This window comes from Curtobacterium sp. MCBD17_023 (genome assembly GCF_003224415.1).
Lineage (GTDB): Bacteria > Actinomycetota > Actinomycetes > Actinomycetales > Microbacteriaceae > Curtobacterium.
The window spans coordinates 359024-375428 of record NZ_QKLJ01000003.1 but is presented as its reverse complement, the minus strand read 5'-3'; the positions used below and the strand labels follow the sequence as shown (position 1 = coordinate 375428).

The 16405-nt window shown below is 73.4% G+C and carries 16 protein-coding genes; 6 read left to right on the top strand and 10 right to left on the bottom strand.

The annotated features are described in order from the left end of the window. Positions 1-3 precede the first annotated feature (3 nt). A complete protein-coding gene (locus DEI84_RS06590) occupies positions 4-1002 on the bottom strand; it encodes a low specificity L-threonine aldolase (protein ID WP_110890124.1) in 999 nt (332 codons plus the stop codon). Positions 1003-1061: 59 nt separating this feature from the next. Between DEI84_RS06590 and DEI84_RS06585 the strand changes: the two genes are divergently transcribed. Next, on the top strand, positions 1062-1973 hold the full coding sequence (locus DEI84_RS06585) for a metallophosphoesterase (protein WP_110890123.1): 912 nt from the start codon (positions 1062-1064) through the stop codon (positions 1971-1973). Positions 1974-2132: 159 nt separating this feature from the next. Further along, positions 2133-3194, top strand: coding sequence for an NADP-dependent oxidoreductase (locus DEI84_RS06580; protein ID WP_110890122.1), 1062 nt, complete (start codon positions 2133-2135; stop codon positions 3192-3194). A 33-nt stretch (positions 3195-3227) separates the two neighbouring features. Here DEI84_RS06580 and DEI84_RS06575 read toward each other — a convergent pair whose 3' ends face one another. The 6 genes from DEI84_RS06575 to DEI84_RS06550 all read right to left on the bottom strand — a co-directional run bounded on the left by DEI84_RS06575 (position 3228) and on the right by DEI84_RS06550 (position 9872). Beyond that, positions 3228-4115 carry an ABC transporter permease gene (locus tag DEI84_RS06575; protein WP_181420366.1) on the bottom strand — a complete coding sequence of 296 codons (888 nt, stop codon included), beginning with the start codon at positions 4113-4115 and terminating at the stop codon, positions 3228-3230. After that, positions 4102-5091, bottom strand: coding sequence for an ABC transporter ATP-binding protein (locus DEI84_RS06570; RefSeq protein ID WP_110890121.1), 990 nt, complete (start codon positions 5089-5091; stop codon positions 4102-4104). Before DEI84_RS06570 ends, DEI84_RS06575 begins: the two co-directional genes overlap by 14 nt. Beyond that, positions 5088-6158 (bottom strand): DUF2092 domain-containing protein, encoded by a 1071-nt coding sequence (locus DEI84_RS06565; protein WP_110890120.1) that lies wholly within the window; start codon positions 6156-6158, stop codon positions 5088-5090. Before DEI84_RS06565 ends, DEI84_RS06570 begins: the two co-directional genes overlap by 4 nt. 128 nt (positions 6159-6286) lie before the next feature. Further along, positions 6287-6748, bottom strand: coding sequence for a ribose-5-phosphate isomerase (locus DEI84_RS06560; protein WP_110890119.1), 462 nt, complete (start codon positions 6746-6748; stop codon positions 6287-6289). Beyond that, positions 6745-8517, bottom strand: a complete 1773-nt coding sequence (locus tag DEI84_RS06555; protein WP_110890118.1) for a dihydroxyacetone kinase family protein — start codon at positions 8515-8517, stop codon at positions 6745-6747. Before DEI84_RS06555 ends, DEI84_RS06560 begins: the two co-directional genes overlap by 4 nt. Before the next feature lie 50 nt (positions 8518-8567). After that, on the bottom strand, positions 8568-9872 hold the full coding sequence (locus DEI84_RS06550; protein ID WP_110890117.1) for an RbtT/DalT/CsbX family MFS transporter: 1305 nt from the start codon (positions 9870-9872) through the stop codon (positions 8568-8570). Between the two features lie 48 nt (positions 9873-9920). Here DEI84_RS06550 and DEI84_RS06545 point away from each other — a divergent pair, with 48 nt between their 5' ends. Then, positions 9921-10781 carry a GolD/DthD family dehydrogenase gene (locus DEI84_RS06545; RefSeq protein WP_110890116.1) on the top strand — a complete coding sequence of 287 codons (861 nt, stop codon included), beginning with the start codon at positions 9921-9923 and terminating at the stop codon, positions 10779-10781. Positions 10782-10854: 73 nt separating this feature from the next. Further along, positions 10855-11865 (top strand): sugar-binding transcriptional regulator, encoded by a 1011-nt coding sequence (locus DEI84_RS06540; RefSeq protein WP_110890198.1) that lies wholly within the window; start codon positions 10855-10857, stop codon positions 11863-11865. Positions 11866-11890: 25 nt separating this feature from the next. Here the strand turns inward: DEI84_RS06540 and DEI84_RS06535 are convergent, their stop codons facing one another. Both DEI84_RS06535 and DEI84_RS06530 read right to left on the bottom strand, forming a co-directional pair. Continuing rightward, positions 11891-12415 carry a DinB family protein gene (locus DEI84_RS06535; protein ID WP_110890197.1) on the bottom strand — a complete coding sequence of 175 codons (525 nt, stop codon included), beginning with the start codon at positions 12413-12415 and terminating at the stop codon, positions 11891-11893. A gap of 59 nt (positions 12416-12474) precedes the next feature. Beyond that, positions 12475-13488 carry a GTP-binding protein gene (locus DEI84_RS06530; protein WP_110890115.1) on the bottom strand — a complete coding sequence of 338 codons (1014 nt, stop codon included), beginning with the start codon at positions 13486-13488 and terminating at the stop codon, positions 12475-12477. A gap of 44 nt (positions 13489-13532) precedes the next feature. On the opposite strand from DEI84_RS06530, the gene ykgO reads away from it, so the two are divergent. Both ykgO and DEI84_RS06520 read left to right on the top strand, forming a co-directional pair. Then, positions 13533-13655: a type B 50S ribosomal protein L36 gene (ykgO, locus tag DEI84_RS06525; protein ID WP_056224971.1), complete on the top strand. Its 123-nt coding sequence runs from the start codon at positions 13533-13535 to the stop codon at positions 13653-13655. A gap of 28 nt (positions 13656-13683) precedes the next feature. Beyond that, positions 13684-14340 (top strand): histidine phosphatase family protein, encoded by a 657-nt coding sequence (locus DEI84_RS06520; RefSeq protein ID WP_110890114.1) that lies wholly within the window; start codon positions 13684-13686, stop codon positions 14338-14340. A gap of 185 nt (positions 14341-14525) precedes the next feature. On the opposite strand, the gene DEI84_RS06515 is transcribed toward DEI84_RS06520, so the two are convergent. Further along, positions 14526-16268, bottom strand: coding sequence for a glycerol-3-phosphate dehydrogenase/oxidase (locus DEI84_RS06515; protein ID WP_181420365.1), 1743 nt, complete (start codon positions 16266-16268; stop codon positions 14526-14528). Positions 16269-16405 lie beyond the last annotated feature (137 nt).

The window sequence follows — 16405 nt, the reverse complement described above, 5'->3', positions numbered from 1 at the left end:
CCGTCAGCGGGGGAGTGCGGCGAGCACCTCGGCGGCCCGCGCGGCGTCCTCCGCCGACACGTCCAGGTGGGTGACGAGGCGCACCGTCGTCCGCCCGAGCCGCATCACCCGGACGCCAGCGGCCTCGGCGGCGGCGACGAACGTGTCGGGGTCGGACACCTGCGCGAAGACGATGTTCGTGTCCACCGACTCCGGATCGACGTCGAGCGCCGCTGCGAGCACCCGGGCGTTCGCGTGGTCCTCGGCCAGGCGGTCGACGTGCTCGTGCAGGGCGTGCCGTGCGCCCGCGGCGAGGATGCCCGTCTGCCGCATGCCCCCGCCGTAGCGCTTCCGCCAGATCCGCGCGGCCGCGATCCGGTCGGCCGATCCGACGAGCACGGACCCGACGGGCGCACCGAGGCCCTTCGACATGCAGACGGACACCGTGTCGAACCCGCTCGCCAGGTCGGGGAACGGGGTGCCCGACGCCACGTGGGCGTTCCACAACCGGGCACCGTCCAGGTGCAGGCCGATGCCGTGCTCGCGGGCGAACTCCTGCACGGCGCGGACCTCGGCCACGGGCTGCACGGTGCCGCCGCCGAAGTTGTGCGTGTTCTCGACCGCGATCGCCGTCGTCGACACCGAGTAGGCGCCGGCGTTCGGCTCCACGATCGCGCGCACCGCGTCGGCCACCAGACGGCCGCGGTCGGACGCCCACGTCCGTGTGGTGATGCCGGAGAACACGGCCGCCGCGCCGAGCTCGGCGCGGACGACGTGGGCCTGCACGTCGGCGAGCAGTTCCTCGCCGGGGCCGACGAGCAGGCGGAGCCCGAGCTGGTTCGCCATCGAGCCGGACGGGGTGAAGAGCCCGGCTTCGTGACCGAGGAGCGCGGCGACCTCCTGCTCGAGCGCGGTGGTCTCGGGGTCCTCGCCGAACACGTCGTCACCGACCTCGGCGTCCACCATGGCGCGGCGCATCGCCGGGGTCGGACGGGTCACGGTGTCGGAGCGCAGGTCGATCACCGGACAACGGTACCCCCGGCGACGCACCCCGGTCGTCCGGCCCGGCTACGGTGTGCGACATGCAGCCTCCCGCTCCCGGAACACTCCGCATCCTGCACCTGTCGGACACGCACGTGACCGGGGACGGTGCGCTGCACCAGGGCACCGTCGACACCACGGCGGCGCTGGGCGCCCTGCTCGACCACCTGGACGGCCTCGACGGCGTGGGGCTGGTCGTCGTCTCCGGCGACGTGTCCGAGGACGGGTCGCCGGAGTCGTACGCGACGGTCCGCGACCTGGTCGGCGGCTGGGCCGAGCGGCACGGCGCGGCGTTCGTGACGGTCCCCGGCAACCACGACCAGCGCGACGGCTTCCGACGGGTGCTGTTCGACGGGCACGTCCTCGGCGAGGGCGGGAGACCGCTCATGCACACGATGGAGCACCACGACCCCGCGGTCCCGGTCCGAGGGCGGTCCGTCGTCGCGGGCCGGCGGATCGTCACCGTCGACACGAGCGTCCCGGGCGCCGGGTACGGCGAGCTGTCCGCGACCGCGACCGAGCACCTGCGGGCCGCCCTCGCCGAGCCGGCACCGCACGGATCGGTCGTCGTCCTGCACCACCCGCCACTGCCCGCACCGACGTCGCTGCACGACGCGCTGAAGCTCCGCAACCCCGGTGACCTCGCCGCGGTGCTGCGGGGGACCGACGTCCGGGTCGTGCTCGCCGGCCACTACCACCACCACTTCGCCGGCTCGACCGGCGGCGTCCCCGTCCTCGTCGCGCCCGGGGTCGCGAACGACGCCGACGTCACCGGTCGGTACGACGAGGAGACCGCCCTCGTCGGCACCGGCGCCCTCGTCGTCGACCTCGCCGAGGACGGTTCGCTCTGGTCGACGCCGGTCCGCGTGCCGCGTCCGGACGCCGACCAGCGGGCGCTGCACCTCGACGCCGACACCGCTGCCCGCATCGCGGCGGCCTTCGGTCCGTCCTGACCGGTGTCCTCCCCCCCCGGTCGCCGGACCGGACGGGAGGCGCGCTCCGGGCCGCCCCGGGCCTCCCGTCCGACCCGTCCCTGCGAGTACCCCTCATCCCCGCGCACCGACCGGGGTGCGGCGAGTAGGACGGACGCACGACGTCCCGAGGAGGATGACATGCGAACCGGTAGCGCAGTCCAGTACGAGCGGTACGGCGAATTCGACGTGGTCGAGGTCGTGCCGCAGGAACGCCCCACGCCCGGCCCCGGCGAGGTCCTCGTCGAGGTGATCGCGGCGGGCCTCAACCACATCGAGCGGTTCCTCCGCGAGGGCAAGCTCCAGGACCACGTCCACGTCGACTTCCCGGCACGGCAGGGCGTCGACCTCGCCGGCATCGTGCGCGCGCGCGGCGACGGGGTGAAGGACCTCCGCGTGGGCGACGAGGTCATGGGGCACGCGCCCGAGGGCGGCTCGCACGCCACCTGGGTGGTCGTGCCCCGCGACGCCGTCGTCATCAAGCCGACCCACGTCGGGTGGGAGGTCGCCGGCGGGCTGTACCTGGCGGGCTGCACCGCCGTCGACGTCGTCCGGAAGCTCCGACTCGGACCCGACGACACCGTCGTCATCAGCGCGGCCGCCGGCGGCGTCGGGCACATCCAGTGCCAGCTCGCCCGCGACGCCGGTGCGACGGTCATCGGACTCGGCAGCCCGCGCAACCACGACTACCTGCGGCAGATCGGCATCCTGCCCGTCGCCTACGGGGACGGTGAGGAGGCCCGGATCACCGAGATCGCGAAGGGCCGGCCCGTCACCGCCTTCATCGACAACCACGGCGACGCGTCCGCGCGCGCGCTCGCCGTCCGGCTCGGGGTGGACGAGAAGCGCTTCGTGTCGTCGGATGACCGGCGGGACGCCGAACTCCGGTTCCTCCGGGCCCCGGCGTCCGACCCGGAGGGGCGCGAGCTCATCACGTACCTCGTGAAGGCCGTCGAGGACCGCCGTGTGCAGGTCCTCATCTCCGGGTTCTACCCGTTCGAGTACATCGTCGAGGCGTACGAGGACCTGGCGGAGATGCACTCCCGCGGCAAGGTCGTCGTCGGCATGCAGCCCGTCGAGACCGGGGCCCGGCAGGACTGGTACCGGTCCGAGAAGGCGCGTGACCTCCGCGACGTGTACGCGCACGAGAAGGCCGAGGGCACGCTCGAGAGCGGTTCCCCGGCGTCCCGCGGCGCCGACTGACGGCGGCGGCGCACCGCTGGCGCCCGGCCGGACCTAGCTGAGGACGTCCTTGCTGGCGAACCGGCCGTACGCCAGCGCGCCGAACACGACCAGGTACCCGAGCTGCAGGACCGCGTTGCTGCCGAACGAGTCGAACGAGATCGGGTCCCGCAGCAGGTCGCCGAACCCGAGCCAGAGGTGCGAGAACAGGAACGGGTGCAGCCAGTCGAGCTGCGGGAGCTGGTCGAGCACCTGCGATGCCCCGGCCAGCACGACCGTCGCGGCCATCGCCCCGACCGGGACGTTGGTCAGCGTCGACGCGAACAGACCGATCGCCACCAGGCCGAGCATCGACAGCGTCACGTAGAGCGCGAGCAGGACCGCACGGCCCGCGTACGACCAGCCGTCGACCTGCGTACCGGAGAGCAGCGTCACCGGACCGACCGGGAACAGCGCCGCACCGATCGCCGCCCCGACGAGGACGACGAGCAGTGTGGCGGCGAGACAGAACGCGACCGCGCCGATCGTCTTCACGACGATGAACCGCACCCGCCCAGTTGGGGCGACGAGCAGGTAGCGCAGCGTGCCGTGGCTGGCCTCACCGGCGACGGTGTCGCCGGCGACCACCCCGACCGTGAGGGGCAGGAAGAGCGGGATCGACACCGTCAGCGCCGTGAAGGACACGAACAGGCCGTTGTTCGTGATGTCGCCGAGGAACGCCGGGCCACCGTCGTCGCCGTCGGTGGTGAGCCGGACCGCGACGGCGATGAGGACCGGCACGAGGGCGAGTGCCCCGAGCATCGCCCAGGTCCGACGCCGACGGAAGACGAGCGCGAGTTCGGAGCCGAGCAGGGCGAACGTGCGGGTCCGCCGCGCAGTGCTCGGAGCGGACCGGGTACCAGCGGGTCGTGTCGTCGTGTCCACGGTGTCACCCTGCGACATCGAATCCCTCTCCGGTGAGTGCGACGAACAGGTCCTCGAGGGTGCCGCCGCCGACCGCGATGCCGCGCACCCGGACCTCGGCGCGGACGAGTTCGGCGGTGATCGTTTCCGGCTCGACGTCGGTGGTGAGGTCGGCGACCAGGACGTCGGACCCGCCCTCCCGCCGGGGCGCGAGTCCGAGGCGGGAGAGGACGACACCGGCCTGCCCGATGTCGGGGGTCCGGACCGTGACGGTCCGGGCGCCGGCGGCTCGGAGCTCGTCGAGCGGGCCCTGCGCGACGATCGAGCCGGTGCGCATCACGGCCGCGTGCGTGCAGACCTGCTCGATCTCCGCCAGCAGGTGACTCGACACGAACACCGTCGTGCCGTCATCCGCCAGGGACCGGATGAGGTGCCGGACCTCCCGCGTGCCCTGCGGGTCCAGGCCGTTCGTCGGCTCGTCGAGGACGAGGAGCTCGCGCGGGGACAGCAGCGCGTTCGCCAAGCCCAGGCGCTGCTTCATCCCGAGCGAGTACGCGTGCGCCTTCTTGTCGGCGGCGTGGCTCAACCCGACCCGGTCGAGTGCGCTCGCGACCCGCTCCCGCCGCGTCCGCGGGTCGGAGGTCGGATCGGCGGCGTCGAAGCGGGACAGGTTGGCCCGGCCGGACAGGTAGGGGTAGAAGGCCGGACCCTCGACCAGGGCGCCGACCCGGGGGAGCACCGAGTGCAGCCCGCGCGGCATCGGTTCGCCGAGCACCTCGATCGTCCCGCTCGTGGCGGTCGACAGCCCCAGGAGCATCCGGATCGTGGTGGTCTTGCCGCTGCCGTTCGGCCCGAGGAACCCGAACACCGAGCCACGGGGCACCGCGAGGTCGATGCCGTCCACGGCCCGCTGCTTCCGGAAGACCTTGCGGAGGCCGACCGTCCGGATGGCGAGCCCGGCTGCGGTGTCCGGAGTGTCCCGGGGTGCGGCCGCGGTGTCCGTCCCCGTCGTCACTTCGCGGCGGCGACCAGCGTCGCGACCGGCACCGCGCCCGCGAGGACACGGCCGTCGTCGGCCAGGTACACCGAGACGAGCGAGGTCTGCAGGGCGCGACCACCGTCGACCGCCGTCGTGAGCTGGTCGAGGAGCCCGGACGCCTCCGACCCGAGACCGGTGCTGTCGGCGGTGCCGGCGGGCAGGGTCACGACCGTGTCCCACCCGCTGCCGGTGACCGTCGCGCCGCCGTGGTCCGGGGCACCGTGTCCGCGACCGTCCCCGGATGCACCCGGGATGTCGGAGAGGTCCTTCGTGGTCACGTCCGCACCGCTCGGCGGCGTGAACGCGAACAGCCGTGCCGCCGGCGCGCCGTACGACAGGCTCGTGAAGCCGACCTGGAACGCGGGGTCGTCCTTCCCCGCGGCGGTGACCGACGCGCGCAGCGGCAGCCCCGTCTGCTGGTCGACGGCGAGCTGCACCGTGCCGACGAGGGTGTCGGAGGACTTCGGGGTGAGCGTGAGGAGCCAGGCGTCGTGACCGGCGACCGAGGTCGCCACCGGCTTCGAGACCTCCGTGGTCGGGGTGATGGCGTCGATCGCGCGCTCGGCCACGTCACCCGGTGTGGTGGTGCCGTACCCGGGCGTCTCCGCGGAGCGGCTCGGGAGCGTGACCTTCGTCGCGGCGCGCTCCTCGGAGTCCCACGTCCACACGGTGCTGCCGTTGCGGATGACGTCCCGCTCGGCGAGCTGTTCGGTGACCTGCACCCGCTGCTTCGTCGCTCCGTCGACGTAGACGCGGGCGGTGTGCGGAGCGGTGAGCAGACCGAGTGCGTCCGAGGCGTCCCCCTCGAGCGAGGAGCCGCCGGAGCCGGTGGGCAGTTCCGGGAGCCCGAGGTCGCTCGTCTGCGCCAGCTTGCCCGAGTACTGCGCGTCCGAGGAGCCGGCGATGCTGGCGATGACCGCGGCGGCGGTCGGGTGCTCCCCGGCGACGGGAGGAGCGGCGGCGTTCGCCAGTGCGGGAGCGGCGACGGCCCCGGCGACGACGACGGGCGCGATCAGTGCCGGCAGCCAGACGGACTTCTTCATGGGGGTTCCCCTCGGTCGAGCATCGGACCCGCGGTGGTGCATCGGAGTCGGGTGCACGGTACGTCCGACAACCGACAGAACGCTGTGCTCCGGCCAGGTCCGGCGGCCGGAGCACAGCGTTCACCGGGTCATCCGGCGGACTGCTCGTACGACCGGATCGCGTCGACCTTCCCGGCGCTCGCCGATGCCGGGTCGAAGGTGTACCCGAGCCACTCGCGCACCAGGCGGCGGGCGAGCTCGGTGCCGATCACCCGCTGCCCGAGGCAGAGGACCTGCGCGTCGTTCGACAGCACCGACCGCTCGACGCTGAACGGGTCGTGCGCGGTCACCGCCCGGATGCCGGGGACCTTGTTCGCGCTGATCGCCACCCCGAGTCCGGTGCCGCAGACGAGCAGCGCCCGGTCGGCGGACCCTGCGGCGACGAGCCGCGCGGCCTCGACGGCGACGTGGGGGTAGGCCGTGTGGCCGTCGGCGTCGACACCCACGTCGACGACGTCCACGACCCGGGGATCGGCCATGAGGTCGGCGCGCAGCACCTCCTTGAGCGTGAAGCCGGCGTCGTCCGACCCGATCGCCATGCGGAACGTCATGCGTGCACTCCTCCAGTGGTGGTGGTGATGGTGGTGTTCGTGGTGTCACGTCGGGCGGTGAGGACCTCGCCGACGCGGGTGAGGACCATGCCCATCGAGACGGCTCCGGCGTCCGGGGTGCCGACGCTCTTCGCGGCGAGTGGCCGGGCTCGTCCCACGCGTGGCGACAGCGCCGCGGTGGCGGTCGCCTCGAGCCGGGCGACCTCGGCGGCAGCGGTCCAGGCCTCCGGCAGCGGCACGCCGGAGCGCACCGCCGCGTCGAGGGCGTCGACGAACGGCAGCAGGGCGTCGAGCAGGGTCTTGTCGCCACGCCGCGCCCGTCCGAGCTGGACGACCGCGTCGGCGAAGGCCCGGGCTGCGTCGACCACGAGCGACGCGGTGACCTCGTCGACGTCGTCGCCGATCGCGGCGCCGAACGCCTCGAGGGCTGCGCCCCAGAGCACGCCCGAGGTCCCGCCGGCCTCTGCCGCCCAGGCCTCGCCGGCGCGTCCGAGCAGGAACGCGACGCCGGCGGTCGCGTCCGTGCCGTCGACCGCCCGCCGGGCCGCACCGATGCCCTTCACCATCCCGCGTCCGTGGTCGCCGTCCCCGGCGACGGCGTCGATGCGGCCGAGTTCGTGCTCCTGCTCGCGGAGCAGCCGTTCCGTCGCCGCGACGACCACGCGCACGGTGTCGGCGGCCTGCCGGGAGGCCCGGCTCGCGTTCGGCACGACCGTCGCGTCCGCAGCGCACTCGGTCCCGGCGGCCGCGGGGACGAGTGTGGCGACGGGCGCTGCCACCTTGCGGTAGGCGGGCGCGTAGGCGTCGGCACGCCAGAGTCGCTCGAGGTCGTCGTCGAGCCACTGCAGGGTGAGCGAGCACCCGCCCATGTCCAGGCTCGTCACGAGTTCGCCGACCTCGGGCTCGACGACCGCGAGGCCGGCCTGCTCGAGGAGCGGCGCGATCCGTCCCCAGAGCACGAACAGCTCCTCGTACTTGGTGTCGCCGAGGCCGTTGAGGACCGGGGCGACCCGGCCACCGGCGGGGGCGTCGGCCGGACGCTCGGCAAGCAACCGGTCCACGAGCAGGTGCGCGAGCTGGCGGGCCGGCACGAGCGGGACGTCGCGGATGCCCGGCTCCCCGTGGATCCCGAGGCCGAGGCCCAGGTGACCGTCCGGCACCGTGAACAGCGGCTCGTCGGCTCCGGGCAGCGTGCAGCCCGAGAAGGCGACGCCGATCGTCCGCGTTCGGTCGTTCGCGTGCCGGCCGACCCGTTCGACCTCGTCCAGCGAGGCCCCGGCGGCCGCCGCGGCGCCCATGGCCTTGACGACCGCGAAGTCGCCCGCGATGCCCCGTCGTCGGTCGACCTCGTCCGCCGAGGCGACGTCGTCGGTGACCACCACGATCCGCGTGTCGACACCGGCAGCGCGGAGTCGTTCGGCGGCGATCCCGAAGTTCATCGTGTCGCCGGCGTAGTTCCCGAAGCACAGGACGACGCCGCGGCCCTGGTCGGCGGCCCTGGCCACGGAGTACACCTGGGCGGCGGACGGTGACGTGAAGACGTTCCCGACGACCGCGCCGGTCGCGAGCCCGGGACCGACCAGACCGCTGAAGGCGGGGTAGTGGCCGGAGCCGCCACCGATGACGACGGCGACCTGCGGGGCGGTGTCGGCGGTCGGCAGCGTCACGACGCCGCCGGTCACCCCGCGGACGCGGTCGGCGTACAGGGCGAGCCAACCGGCGAGTTGGTCCTCGGCGAACTCGTCGGGGTCGTCGCAGATCGTGGTCATGTGCGGTCCTCCTCGGGGGACGGGTGGGTGGGAAGGGACGGGGACATCGGTCAGTGGGCCTCGTCGTGCTGCGGGACGTGGAGTCGGCCGACCATGAGGAAGGCGCAGGCGTAGAGCCCCACGAACGTCCAGGTGACGGCGGCGCCGCCCCCGCCGAGCGCGAGGACGACGGCCACCACTCCGGTGCCGAGGAACGCGGCACCGCCGGCCGCGGTCGTGTACATCGCCATGGCCGCACCACGGTGCTGCGGTTCGAGCGCCGGCATGATCGCGCCCATCGGGACGAACCCCGCGAGTGAGCACCCGAAGACGCACCCGGCGACGACGGCGGCGACGTACCCCCAGTCGGAGCCGGCGGGGACGAGTTGCGGGACGTACCACCAGGCCAGCAGCCCGACCGCGGACCCGACGACGCCGAACCAGCGGACCGTGCGGACCCATCCGATGCGGTCGCCGACCCAGCCGAACAGGGCGTTCACGAGGATGTTCGTCGCGTACACGCACACGGTCATGAGGAGCCAGCGCTGCTGCCCCCAGCCGCGCTCGTCGGCGATGACGGCCGGCAGGACGACGAACATGCCGAACTCCGGTGCGGTGTTGACGAGTCGGACGAGGAACCCCATGAGCACGCGCGGCCGTGTCGCGGTCAGGCGGATCCCGCTCGTGACGACCCGCCAGGCGCTCTCGCCGGCGGGGGCGATCCGCTGCGTGCCGCTCGGCAGCCGGACACCGAAGCGCGCGAGCGCCCACCCGGCGACGACGAGGGCGATCGAGGCGGTCATCGCTCCGGTCTCGCCGACGACCCCGCCGCCGAGGGCCGGGATGGTCCCGAGGGCGAACAACGAGCCGAGCGTGGGCAGGCCGCCGGTGAAGGCGACGTAGAACCACCCGACCGCCGCACCACGGCGTTCGACGGGTGCGGTGACGTTCACCCAGACCAGGAACGCGAACGCGGCGAGCGGGTGCCCGAGTCCGCGGAGTGTGTAGGCCACCGCGGTGAGCGGGACGCTGCCGAGGTGAAGGGCGCCGAGGAACAGGACCTCGAACACGACCCAGACGACGACGCCGACGGTCATCACGGGGCGTGGGCCGACCAGGTCGGCGAGCGCGCCGGACAGGTAGCTGCCGACGAGGGTCGCGAGGCTCGCGCCGGTGACGATCGTCGCGACCGTGGCCGGAGGGCTGCCGAGCACGGCGACCATGTGCGGGGTGACGAAGTTCGACTCGACGCCGACCCCGGTCATCATCACCAGGACGCCGAGGAAGCCGAGGGCGAGGGGGCGGGGGATCCCGAGTCGGTCGAGGCGGCCGGGGGCGGGAGCGGTGCGCAGGAGTGGGGGCGTCGTCGTCGACATGGGCTCTCTCGATCGCAGTGGCATCTGACATCGGGTATGTTACCCGTCATGTCCGCGTTCCAGAACCACCACCCGTCCACCGGTCCCGCGTCGGCCCCGGCAGCGCTGCCGGACGACGACGACCTCGCCGCGCTGCTGCGGCCCGGTCCGGCCCACCTCGACCACACGAACCCGTTCACCGGCCGCGTCGCGGTCGTCACCGGTGGCGCGTCCGGCATCGGCAACGCGGTCGCACGCGCCCTCGCCGGCCGCGGTGCGCGGGTCGCCGTCCTCGACGTCCGCGCCGACGCGTCGTCCTCGGCTGCGTCCGAGCTGCCCGGGGACGGGCACCTCGGCATCGGGTGCGACGTCACCGACCAGGCCTCGGTGGACACGGCCGTCGCCGAGGTCCTCGCCGGCGCCGGGCACGTCGAGGTCCTGGTGAACTGCTCGGGCATCGTCGCCCTGGCCTCCGCCGAGGACCTCGGGCCCGACGCCTGGGCGCGGACGCTCGACGTGAACCTCACCGGCACGCACCGCGTGACGCAGGCGGTCGGACGGCACATGCTCGCCGCGGGGTACGGGCGGGTCGTGACCATCGCGTCCCAGGCTGCGCACGTCGGGATCGACGGGCACGCCGCCTACTGCGCGTCGAAGGCCGGTCTGCTCGGGCTGACCCGCGTGCTCGCCCTCGAGTGGGGGCGCCGCGGCGTCACCGTCAACACGGTGTCGCCGACGGTCGTGCTCACCGCCCTGGGTCGGTCCGCGTGGGCGAACGAGGCGGGCCTGCGCCACCAGGACGAGATCCCGACCGGACGGTTCGCGACGCCCGACGAGGTCGCGGCGGCGGTGCTCTTCCTCGCCGGCGGGTCGGCCGCGATGGTGAACGGCGCCGACCTCCGCGTCGACGGTGGCTTCACCATCCGGTAGGACGGGCGGCGCTACGATCGCGGTGTCGTCCCGGCACCCGGCCGACGGCACCACCCCGGGAGGCCCGCGCTCGATGTCCGGAACGAGTCCGTCCGACCCCGCACCCGCCAGCGGTCCGCCCACGGAGGGCGGTGTCCCCGCCGGCGACGGTCCCCGCTCCCGGTTCCCGCTCGACACGGTGTACCAGGCGGCCCGGATGTACTACCTCGAGGACGCGACGCAGAACGAGATCGCCGCCCGCCTGGGCGTCTCCCGCCCGACCGTCAGCCGCCTGGTGTCCGAGGCCCGCCGCGCCGGGCTCGTCCGGATCGAGGTCGTCGACCCGTTCCAGGACGAGACCGCCGTCCTGGCCGAGCGGTTGCGGGTCGTGCTCGGTCTGCAGGCCGTGTACCTCGCGGCCGTGACGCACACGGCGACCCTCGGCGTCGACCTCGCCGAGCCCGTCGCCGCAGCGGTCGAGGCCATGCACCTCGCCCCGGGGGACGCGGTCCTGGTGTCCTCCGGCAGCACGGTGCACGCCATCGCGCACGGCGTCGTGCCCCCGATGCCGGGCGTGCAGCTCGTCCCGACCGTCGGTGGTCAGGCCGACCCGAACCAGTGGTTCCAGACGAACGAGATCACCCGGGCGGCCGCTGAGCGGTCGGGGGCGATCCCGACCTTCCTGTTCGCGCAGGCGCTCCCGTCGGAGGCGCTGCGGGCCTCCCTGGACGAGGACCCGGCCTTCCAACACGTCGTCGGTCTCTGGGAGCGTGCGACGGGCGCGATCCTCGGCATCGGCGCGCCGGTCGCGACCCGCGACGCGATGGCCAGGGGCCTGCCCGTGGACCACGCGGTCTTCGAGCGGGCGACCGGGGACGTGTGCCTGAACTTCACCGGCCCCGACGGCGAGGCGATCGAGTTCCCCGGCAGCGAGCGGATGGTCCGGACCTCGCGGGAGGTCCTGGCCGCGGTGCCGCACGCGGTCGGCGTGGCCGTCGGTGCCGTGAAGGTGCCGAGCATCATCAGCGCCGTGCGTGGCCGGCTCGTCAACGAGCTGGTCACCGACGCGGCGACGGCGCGGGCACTGCTCGACGCGCTCGCCTGACGCCCGGCCGGGAGGCCCGGACCGCTCAGCGCGACCGGCGGACGTCCCACAGGTGGTGCACCGGGTCGTGCGCGTAGTAGACGGCGAGCGTCGCGACCGTGAAGACGCTGCCGTCCGAGCGGCGCCCGGTCCGGGCGAGCTGGTGGTCGGGCACCCCGCCGAAGGCCGACACGGCGCGGTCGGCGGCGGCGAGGAGCTCACGGGTGACGGTGGCCGGGTCCTGTTCGGCGTAGCGGTCCGCGACGGCGGTGGCGTCCTGGTCCCAGTTCGGGAACAGCGGGTCCTCCTCGGCGAGCATCAGCTCGAGGCGCTCCGTCATCTTCCGGTGCACGTCACGGACGTGGGCGCCGTACTCGAGCGGTGACCACGTCGACTCGTCCGGGCGCTCCCGCACGTCCGGGCGGCGGAGCTGCTCGGGCCAGCCGTCCGTGTTCGCGTCGATGACCGCGGGCACGTCCCGGAACGTCACCGCGCTGCCGTCGAAGCCGCAGTCCGGGCACGCCGCCTCGATGACCCAGGTCCAGTTCTTCGTGTCCGGTTCGATCGCCACGGCCAGACGGTAGCAGTCGCGGACGGTCCGGTGGCGGGTCGGTCGCGGGGACCGTGCCGTCAGTCGCGGTCGAGGACGGGCCACACCGGGAAGGGGTCGGCCCAGGCGCGCCACAGGTCCGGCCCGGCGAGCAGCTCGTCCGGGGTGATGAGCGCTCCGTCGAGCGCCCGCGTGACCCGGTCCGCGTCCAGGTCCTCGCCGACGAACCAGAGCGACTGGCCGATCGGGGCGTCCTCGTCCCAGGACGGGTTCGCGGTCGGGTCGAGCGCGAGCATCGCCCCGACGCTCGACCAGGAGCCGACGTGGTCGGGCCGGGACGCCAGCCGGAAGAACCCGCGGGAGCGCAGGACCCGTCCGTCCGGCCCGGCCGCGAGGTCGTGCTCCACGACGTCGGCGAGTCGGGACGGGTGGAAGGGCAGCGGGTCCCGGTAGCACACGGCGGTGAGCCCGTCCGCGGACTGCCGGTGGGCGTCGTCGGCCCCGGTCGACAGGGCGCGCATCCACCCGGCGCTCCCGGCGAGCATCCGGGCCGCGCCGCCGTTCGACGCCGGGAGGTCGTCGGCGCTGCGGACCCGCTCGTCGGCGAGGACCACGGCGGACGGCGCGCAGCGGTGCACGAGGGCGACGAGGGCGTGACGCCGTGCCGGGGACAGGCGGTCGGTGCGGTCGAGCACGATGACGGTCGCGTACTCGACCAGGGCCGCGAGGCGCTCGCCGGCGACGAACGCGTCGTCGACGCCGGACCAGAACAGGTGCTCGACCTCGTCGGCGCGGAGGACGGACACCACGTGCCGGAGCACCCGGTCGTCGCCCGTCTCGGCCCGGGCCGCGTTCGCGAGCATCATGCCCACGGCCCGAGCGTCACCGCCGACGGGCAGGGTGACGACGAGCGCGTGCCGGGCGCCGGGCCCGCAGATGTCGGCGAGGCGCCCGGCCCGGTCCGCGACGGCCCGCGCCGCGGCCATCGCGCTGCCGGCGGCGTGCAGCCGGTGCCCGTCGGACAGCCGTGCGGCGATGCGTGCGGCGTCGACGTCGTGGAGGGCGGAGACGAGGGTGATCGGGACTGCGGCCATGTGCAGTACGGTACATGAAAACCGTTCTCATCAAGGAGGTCCACGTGAAGGTCCGCAACTCGCTCAAGGCGCTCAAGAAGATCCCCGGCTCGCAGGTCGTGCGGCGGCGCGGGCGCGTGTACGTCATCAACAAGAAGGACCCGCGCTGGAACACCCGTCAGGGCTAGTGGGGGAGTCGCTCCGTAGGGTGAGGGGATGCGACTCCTGCTCGTCCGACACGGACAGACCCCCGCGAACGTGACCGGCCTGCTCGACGCAGAGGTGCCCGGACCCGGCCTGACCGAGCTCGGACAGGAGCAGGCCGACGCGCTCCCCGCCGCGCTGGGGGACCGGGGCATCGAGCGCCTGTTCACCTCGACGATGGTCCGGACGCAGATCACCGCGGCCCCGCTCGCGCGTGCGCTCGACCTCGCACCCGTGGTGCTGCCGGGCCTCCGGGAGATCGAGGCCGGCGACCTGCAGGGCAGACGGGACACGGTCGCCGTCCAGAGCTACCTCGCGGCCGTGTACGCCTGGGCTGCCGGTGACCGCGACGAGCACCTGCCCGGCGCGGAGGACGGCCACGCGTTCTTCGCGCGGTACGACGACGCCGTGCGGCAGATCGAGGAGACCGGGGCGGACGTCGTCGCGGCGTTCAGCCACGGTGCCGCGATCCGGATCTGGGCCGCGGTCACGGCGCAGAACGTGCCGGACGACCTCGGGCGGAACCGGCACCTCGAGAACACCGGCGTCGTGGAGCTCGAGGGCTCGACGGCCGACGGGTGGCGCCTCGTGGACTGGGCGGGCGAGCCCGTCGGCGGCGACGACCTCGCCGACCTGGCCGCGGAGGACCCGACCGGCGAGCGGTTCTGACGGCACCGACGGCGCGACGCCGCCGGGACGGCAGAACGCCGCCCCGGATGCGTCGAGACGCCGCGGCATCCGGCGGCGTCTCGACGCATCCGGGGCGTCTCGCACCGGGCAGGTGGCGGGGCAGACGGACGGGAGGCACGGTGCCAGCTGGCACCGTGCCTCCCGTCCGTCGTGCGTCGCGTGGACTACGCGAGCTGCGACGCGGACGTCAGTGGCACGATGACGCGGTGCGACTCGCGCAGGACGTCGAGCGTGCGCTGGACCTCGTCGGCGCGCTCCTCGGCCGTCCAGTCGAGCGACTCGGCCATGACGTCGGCGAGCTCGTCGAGCAGGTCGATCGTGACACCACCGACGAACGCGAGGTTCGTGCGGCGGAGGACGACGTCGACCAGGTGCACGGCCTGCTCGTGCTCGGCGAAGTACCGGACCTCGGCACGGGTCAGCGTGCCGTCCGACTCGAGCGGCTCGACCGGACCGGTGACCAGCGCATCGACGACCTCGGCGGCACGGGTGCCGTAGCGGTCGAGCAGGCGGTCGACGGTCTCGGACGCGAGGCCGTCACGGTGCGACTTGATCCACAGGGCACGCTGGCCGTCGGTGGTCGGGAAGTCCTTGCCTCCGCCGATCGGCATGCCGGTCGTGTCGACCGTGCGGGCGACGCCGAGTTTCTTCGTGACGTCGGTCGACAGGTGCGCGGCCAGGGCCCGGAAGGTCGTCCACTTGCCGCCCACGAGCGACAGCACGGTCGTGTCCGGCAGGCCGGCGATCGGGGTGTCGACGATCCGGTAGTCGCGGGACACGAACCCGGGGGCGGTGTCCTCGTGGCGGGGGAGCGGTCGGATGCCCGAGTAGCTGTAGACGATGTGGTCGCGCGTGACCTCGATCTGCGGGAACACGTGCTTCACGAGCCCGAAGAAGTAGTCGATCTCCTCGTCGGTCGTGACGACCGGCTGCGACGGGTCGGCGTCGATGTCGGTCGTGCCGATGAGGACCCGGCCCTTGAGCGGGTAGATGAGGACGATGCGGCCGTCGTTGTTCTCGAAGAACAGCTCGCGGCCCTTCGTCGCCTCGAGCAGCTCGGGGTTGTCGACGACGATGTGGGAGCCCTTCGTGCCGCCCATGTACTTCGTGCCACCACCGAACGCCTCGTTCGTCAGGTCCGTCCAGGGACCGGACGCGTTCACGACGACGTCCGCGGTGAACACGAACTCCTCGCCGGTCTCGCGGTCACGGAGCAGGACGCCGCCGTCACGGCTGCCGACGGCCTCGACGTAGTTCGTCGCACGGGCGGTCGCGTCCGAGCCGGTACCGGTGCTCGCGGCGAGCCCGTCCTTCAGGACGTCGAGCGCCAGGCGCTCCGGCTCGTGCACCGAGGCGTCGTAGTACGTGCCCGTGTACTTGAGGTCGCGGTTGAGGGCCGGCATGTCCTCGAGCGCCGCCTTCTTCGTGCGGAAGACGTGCTTCGGGACCGAACCGCCGTCGCGCGAGAAGGAGTCGTAGATCGTCATGCCGATCTTGATGAGCATCGCGCCGCGCTCCTTCGTGGAGCGCTGCTTGTGCGTGAGCATGCGCAGCGGGGCGTTCATGATGCCGGAGAACGTCGAGAAGACCGGCATGGTCGTCTGCAGCGGCTTGACGTAGTGCGGGGCGATGCGGATGAGGCCGTTGCGCTCCTGCACGCTCTCGCGCACCAGACGGAACTCGCCGTTCTCGAGGTAGCGGATGCCGCCGTGGATCATGTGGCTCGACGCGGCGGACGCGCCCGAGCCGTAGTCGCTGCGCTCGACGAGGGCGACGTCGACGCCCTGCAGTGCGAGGTCGCGGAAGGTGGCGATGCCGTTGATCCCGCCACCGACGATGAGGACCTGTGCGTTCGGGCGTCCGGTGAGGGCGGTGACCGTGTTCCTGGGCTGCGTCTTCTTCGACATGGTCGTTCGCATCGCTTTCTGGGGTCGATTCCGTTGGTACTCCATCGATCGTGCGCTCGTCGGAACGTGTGGGCAACCTCCGTGCACGGACGTGCAGAACGGTTGTCGCGCCTCCTGTCCGGGCCGCTGGACGGCGG

Bases quoted from the DNA above. Each gene is read 5' to 3' on its own strand.
- DEI84_RS06520 (WP_110890114.1), top strand. From the start codon at position 13,684: ATGCGACTCCTGCTCGTCCGACACGGACAGACCCCCGCGAACGTGACC.
- DEI84_RS06575 (WP_181420366.1), bottom strand. From the start codon at position 4,115: ATGTCGCAGGGTGACACCGTGGACACGACGACACGACCCGCTGGTACC.
- DEI84_RS06540 (WP_110890198.1), top strand. From the start codon at position 10,855: ATGTCCGGAACGAGTCCGTCCGACCCCGCACCCGCCAGCGGTCCGCCC.
- DEI84_RS06555 (WP_110890118.1), bottom strand. From the start codon at position 8,517: ATGACCACGATCTGCGACGACCCCGACGAGTTCGCCGAGGACCAACTC.
- DEI84_RS06545 (WP_110890116.1), top strand. From the start codon at position 9,921: ATGTCCGCGTTCCAGAACCACCACCCGTCCACCGGTCCCGCGTCGGCC.
- DEI84_RS06580 (WP_110890122.1), top strand. From the start codon at position 2,133: ATGCGAACCGGTAGCGCAGTCCAGTACGAGCGGTACGGCGAATTCGAC.
- DEI84_RS06550 (WP_110890117.1), bottom strand. From the start codon at position 9,872: ATGTCGACGACGACGCCCCCACTCCTGCGCACCGCTCCCGCCCCCGGC.
- DEI84_RS06560 (WP_110890119.1), bottom strand. From the start codon at position 6,748: ATGACGTTCCGCATGGCGATCGGGTCGGACGACGCCGGCTTCACGCTC.
- DEI84_RS06585 (WP_110890123.1), top strand. From the start codon at position 1,062: ATGCAGCCTCCCGCTCCCGGAACACTCCGCATCCTGCACCTGTCGGAC.
- DEI84_RS06530 (WP_110890115.1), bottom strand. From the start codon at position 13,488: ATGGCCGCAGTCCCGATCACCCTCGTCTCCGCCCTCCACGACGTCGAC.
- DEI84_RS06515 (WP_181420365.1), bottom strand. From the start codon at position 16,268: ATGTCGAAGAAGACGCAGCCCAGGAACACGGTCACCGCCCTCACCGGA.
- DEI84_RS06565 (WP_110890120.1), bottom strand. From the start codon at position 6,158: ATGAAGAAGTCCGTCTGGCTGCCGGCACTGATCGCGCCCGTCGTCGTC.